Annotated in this window: 5 protein-coding genes; all 5 read right to left on the reverse strand. The window is 73.2% G+C overall.

Annotated features, from left to right (window positions below; all coding sequences use genetic code 11):
* Positions 1 to 850: hypothetical protein (locus E1284_RS38015; RefSeq protein ID WP_207924192.1), on the reverse strand; the 850-nt coding region annotated here is incomplete at its 3' end.
* A 25-nt stretch (positions 851 to 875) separates the two neighbouring features.
* Positions 876 to 1,586 (reverse strand): sugar transferase, encoded by a 711-nt coding sequence (locus tag E1284_RS38020; RefSeq protein WP_131944986.1) that lies wholly within the window; start codon positions 1,584 to 1,586, stop codon positions 876 to 878.
* Between the two features lie 3 nt (positions 1,587 to 1,589).
* Positions 1,590 to 2,906, reverse strand: a complete 1,317-nt coding sequence (locus E1284_RS38025; protein WP_131944987.1) for a lipopolysaccharide biosynthesis protein — start codon at positions 2,904 to 2,906, stop codon at positions 1,590 to 1,592.
* On the reverse strand, positions 2,903 to 4,198 hold the full coding sequence (locus E1284_RS38030; protein ID WP_131944988.1) for an O-antigen ligase family protein: 1,296 nt from the start codon (positions 4,196 to 4,198) through the stop codon (positions 2,903 to 2,905). Before E1284_RS38030 ends, E1284_RS38025 begins: the two co-directional genes overlap by 4 nt.
* Positions 4,195 to 5,415, reverse strand: coding sequence for a glycosyltransferase (locus E1284_RS38035; RefSeq protein WP_165965591.1), 1,221 nt, complete (start codon positions 5,413 to 5,415; stop codon positions 4,195 to 4,197). The genes E1284_RS38030 and E1284_RS38035 overlap by 4 nt, the downstream gene beginning before the upstream one ends.
* Positions 5,416 to 5,484 lie beyond the last annotated feature (69 nt).

The following is a 5,484-nucleotide window of genomic DNA, read 5'->3' on the forward strand; positions in this document are numbered from 1 at the left end:
GGGTGGGGCAGGCCCACCGGTCCTGGCGGCCCCAGGAGTAGGAGATCTCCAGCGGCGGGCGCGGCGCGAGCCGGTCCCAGCGGGCGAGGATCTTGCGGAACTGGGCCTGCGTCGGCAGCCAGTACTGCTTGTCGCCCTTGGTGCAGCTCTGCCCGAACGTCTGCAGGACGGGCGCGATCCTGGTGCGCGGGACGCCGGCGGCGTCGGCCATCCGGACCATCCGGTCGATCGCCCCGATGTCGCAGTGCTCGCGGGCCTCGGACGACCCCTTGCACGGGTACGGGTCGAGGCCGACGAGGTCGACGCCGACGCGTTTCGGGGTGAGGGGCTTCATCGGCCAGTCCGTGAGGGAGATGAACGAGACCTGGCCCGGCGCGTTCTGCTCGATGTACGCGGCGCGGCGGCGGATCTCGTCCGCGACCTCGGGGCAGTCGCCGGTGTTCGGCTCGTCCGACAGGTACCAGCCGTAGACCCTGGGGTCGTGCCCGAACTGCCGGACGGCCCGCTGGAAGGCGTCCCAGTCGAGTTCGAAGTCGCCGCAGGTGAAGTTGCCGACCCACAGGAGCGCCTGCATCCCGGCGGGCACGCCGGCGAGGAGGGACGCGTCCGGTTTGACGTCCACCAGGTCGTAGCCGAGGGCCTTGAGCCGCGGGTAGTCGGCGGGCCGGGTGTTGAGCGCGATCCGGCGGGTCTTGTGGGGTTGCGCGGCGGGCGACCCCGGTGTCGCGAGCGGCCCCTGGTACGGCTGGTAGCCGGACGTCCTGTGCTGCAGGTAGAGGAGGAATCCGGCCACCAGGGCGACCGCGGCCGCGACCGCCGACACCTTGAACCGGGCGTCCCGGATGTCCATGGTCTGCTCCCCGATGGCGGGCGGGTCAGGCGGCGGAGCCGGGCTCCTCGGCGGGGCGCGGCGGCGGCTCCCCGGCGATCCGCAGCGGCGGGATCGGGATGCCGAGGATGTGCTTGACGGTGTCCCAGAGCGCGCCGAACGTGGCGCGCATCGACGGATCGCGCAGGTAGACGGCGTCGACGGCGACGCGGGCGGGCACGATCCGCTCGATGTAGTTGACGAGGTCGACCTCCTCGCCGGGGCCGAGGACGTCGAAGTCGCGGAACCGGACCTCCGAGACCCCGGTCAGGCCGGGCCGGTGGTCGAAGATCCACCGGCAGTCCGCCGCGTAGTGCTCGGCGAGGTCGTAGGTCTCCGGACGCGGCCCGACCAGGGTCATCTGGCCGCGCAGCACGTTCACCAGCTGCGGCAGCTCGTCCAGCGACCACTGCCGCAGCAGCTTGCCGACCTTCGTGAGGCGCGGGTCGCAGTTGGCGGTGACGGTGAGGCCGCCGACGCCCTGCCGCATCGTCCGGAACTTGTACATGGTGAACGGCCGCCCGCCCTGCCCGACCCGCCGCTGCCGGAACACGCCGGGGCCGGGGCTGGACAGCCGCACCAGTACGTAGATGAGCACCAGCGGGACGCTGAGGAGCAGCAGCCCGGTGAGCGCGCCGGCGACGTCCAGCACGCGGCGCGGCCGGGACGGGGGGACGCCGTCGGACGAGTCGACGGGACGGTTCGCGAGCTCGGACATGGGTCACTCCTTGCCGTGGAGTGCGGGGGGTTCGGATGCGGTGTTCTTGACGCGCTGGAACCAGACCAGCAGAGCGGCCGTGGTCGCGACGAACGAGACGGACGTGGCGACGGCCGCGCCGATCGCGCCGTGCGCCGGGATGAGGACCGCGCCGAGCACGACGACGACCACCAGGCCGATGCCCTGCCCGGTGGACGCGGCGCCGGGCCGTCCGACCCCGTACAGGTAGGCCATGACGAGCCCGGTCACGCCGAACGTGACGACGCCGGCGAGCCGGATGTAGGTGGGCACGACCGCGTCGTCGAACACGTCCCCGAAGATCCACGGCAGCGCGGTCCCGGCGAGGAGCGCGAGCGGCAGCGCGGCCAGCGCCGACACGGCCAGCGCGGGCAGGATCAGGCGGGACGTCCGCTTCGTCGCGGTCTCCCGGTCCTCCTTCGCGAAGTCGGGGTACAGGACGTAGTTGACCGCGAGCCCCGGCAGCTGCACCAGCTCGGCGAACTTGCTCGCGACCGTGTAGACGCCGAGCACCTTCGGCCCGGCGAGCGCGCCGAGCAGCGCCATGTCGAAGCGGAGCTGCAGCAGGTCGATGAGCTGGCCGAGGTAGCCGCGGAACCCGTACCCGGCGATGGAGCGGCCGAGCCGCCGGTCGGCGCGGCCCCAGCCGGCGAAGAACCCGCGGCGGGCGAGCCGCCGCGCGATCCACGCGGCGGCGGCGGCGTCGGCGAGCACGAGCCCGGTGATGAGCGCGCCGGGCCCGTACCAGCCGGTCAGGATCACCAGGTAGATCGGCAGGAACACGAACTCCTCGACGGCGATGGCGAGGCTCGCGCCCGGCTGGTCGTCGGTCCCCTGGAGGAGGCCCTTGCCGACCGAGACGAAGCCCTGCGTGAAGGACGGCGCGGCGGCGGCGATCGTGACCCAGATCCCGAACGACTTGAAGAACACCAGGTAGAAGAGGGGGGTGAGGGCCAGCCAGGCGAACCCGGAGATCGTCGCGCCGATCACGGTCAGCCAGGCGAGGGTGGGCCGCACCCGGCTCTGGTCGTAGTCGGAGGAGCGGGCCAGGAAGAACGGCGCGGCGCCGGGCAGGCCCGCGCTGGACAGCTGGCACAGCAGCCCCGGCAGGATCCGGACGAGCGTGAACGCGCCGACGAGCTTCGGCCCGCCGATCCGCGCGACGAGGATCGTGGCGATGCCGAGCGAGCCGAGCGCTCCGATCCGTCCGGCCATGTTGCCCGCGACGAGCGCGAGCAGCCGGCGCCGGAGCCGGGACTCCGGCGCGGGCGCGACCGCGGCCGGGGACTGCGTGCCGGTCATGCCGCCTCCTTGCGTCCGAACAGGTCGAGGGCGGCGATGAGCCCGAAGAACGCCCAGCCGTGGCGGTAGTGGAGGGTCTCGTAGAAGAGCCCGGAGACGAGGAAGACGGCGACGAGCGCGCCGAACAGCTCGGGCCGCGGGACGAGCCGCGCGTACTCGCCGGTCAGGGCGCCCCGGCGGGCGATCCGCACGCACTTCAGCAGCAGGACGAACACCAGCGTGATGAGCGCGACGCCGCCGAGGAATCCGCGTTCGAGCACGGACGCCACGTAGTCGTTGTGGGCCTCGCGGACGTAGGTCTCCTGCCGCACCAGCATCTGCTCCTCGGTCTGGCCGGGTCCGATGCCCCACGGGTGCGTCTGGTCGTCGATCATCTGGATGGTGGTGGCGAGGACGGTGCTGCGCGAGTTGGTGCTCTCCCCGGTCGTCCGCCCGATGGAGTCGCGCAGGATCGGGGACGCCTCGCTGGCCCGGTCCAGGAACGGCTGGACGTTCACCGCCGAGACGAGCGCGGCGGCGCCGCCGCCCACGAACACGGCGAGCGCGCCGACCGCGATGGCGTGGTGCGCCTTGCCCTCGCGGAACAGCCGGAACAGGTAGCCGAGCAGGATCGCGACGCACAGCGCGAGCAGCCCGCCGTTCGACCCGGTCAGGACCTCGGCGGTCAGCAGGACCCCGCAGACCGCCCACCGCTTCCAGGCCGTCTCGGGGAAGCGGCTCGCGCGGGCGATGAAGAAGACGCAGATGAACCAGTTGGACGCGTAGTTCGCGTCGCCGAACGTGAACATCGCGCGCTCGCCGTCGATCTGCTTGCCCGACAGCGCCTCGATCCCCAGCACGAAGCCGACGATCATGACGATGGCGTAGAACGTCCCGATCCACACGAACGCGCGGAGCGCGACCTTCAGCAGGGACGGGTCACGGCCGAAGTTCGCGATGCCCACCGCCCACAGCAGCACGAACAGGTCCTTGACGAGGGTGAGCGCGCCCGCGTCGTTGACGACGGCCGCGATGCCGCCCGCGATGATCGTCAGCAGCGTCGGGATGAGGAACGGCCACCGGACCGGCAGCCGCCGCGTACCCGCCCACAGCAGCATCGCCGCGGTGACGCCGACGAGCGCGACATCGGGCAGCGCGGTGTTGCCCGGCCCCGGCGCCAGCCCGGCCGGCATGAGCATCGGCAGCGAGGCGATGCCGGCGACGATCATCACGGCCGGCAGCCGCGTCCGGCGGGTCAGCGGCGCCGGCGCCGGCCGTCCGTCCGCCAGCGGAGCCTCGATGGTCGCGGTCATGGGCGTGCGGAGCTCCCCCGGTAGGTCTCGTCGAGGACGGTCCCGAGGTGCGCGGGCGAGAACCACGCGCCGACGCGGGCGCGGGCGCGCCCGGCCATCCGGGCGGCGGCGGCCGGGTCGTCCAGCAGCGCCGACACCCCCGCGGCGAGCCCCTCCGGGTCCTCCGGCCGGACGAGCATGCCCGTCTCACCGGCGAGCACGAGGTCCTGGTTGGACGGGACGGCCGTCGCGACCAGCGGGATCCCCGCCCCGATCGCCTCGACCAGCACGCACGGGAGCCCCTCCCACCGGCTCGCCATCGCCATGACGTCGAACGCGGGCAGCACGTCGGCGACGTCGTCGCGGTGCCCGAGCCAGCGCATCCGCTCGGCGATGCCGAGCCTGGCGGTGAGCTTCTCCAGCTCGTCCGCCATCGGGCCGCCGCCGACCCACAGGCCGAACACGTCGTCCGGCAGCCGCGCGATCGCCTTCGCGAAGATTTCCGGGCCCTTCTGGAACGTCAGCCGCCCGATCGACCCCACGACCTTCACGCCGAGCGGCAGGTCGAGGCGGCGTCGGGCCTGCGCCCGGGAGCCGGGCGCGGCCGCGTAGGCGTCCACGTCCACGGCCGGCCACGACAGCCGCACCCGCTCCGGCGTCGTCAGCCCGAGCCGCAGCGCCGTCGTCACCGTCTCCGACCCGATCGCGAGGAACGCGTCGGTGCGCTTGGCGGCGATCCGCTCGAGACCTATATACAGGCGCCGCCGCGCGAACGACTGGAACTCGTTGAACGGGAACCCGTGCCAGGTGTGCACGATGCGCGGCACCCCGGCGCGGGCCGCCGCGACCCGGCCGATCACGCCGCCCTTCGCGCTGTGGGTGTGGACGACGTCGTAACGCCCGTCGGCCAGGACCCGCGTCAGCGTGCGCAGCGCGGCCAGGTCGTCGCGCGGCGAGATCTGCGGCACCAGCGGCCCCACCTGGACGATCTCCATCCCGGCCGCGTGCGCCCGCGGAGTGAGGTCACCGGCGGCGGCGTTCGCGACGGCATCGTCCCCGTAGAGGACGCTGTTTCCCGTGGACGCTGCCGTGCTGTCCATGCCGACGCCGCCGGTGACGATCGCGCGCTCGTAGTCGCCGTCCGGGAGGGCCAGCGCGCCGTTCAGCGCGACCTGCCCGGCCCCGCCGTTGAAGCGGGTGATCACCGTGGCGACTCTGAGCTTCCTCGTGGTACTCACTGGCACACCTCACAGGCCGGGCGGGTCGGGGCTGCACCCCGTGCCGCAGAGCCGGGGCGGTTCGGGCGG

Source organism: Actinomadura bangladeshensis (assembly GCF_004348335.1).
GTDB classification, from domain to species: domain Bacteria; phylum Actinomycetota; class Actinomycetes; order Streptosporangiales; family Streptosporangiaceae; genus Spirillospora; species Spirillospora bangladeshensis.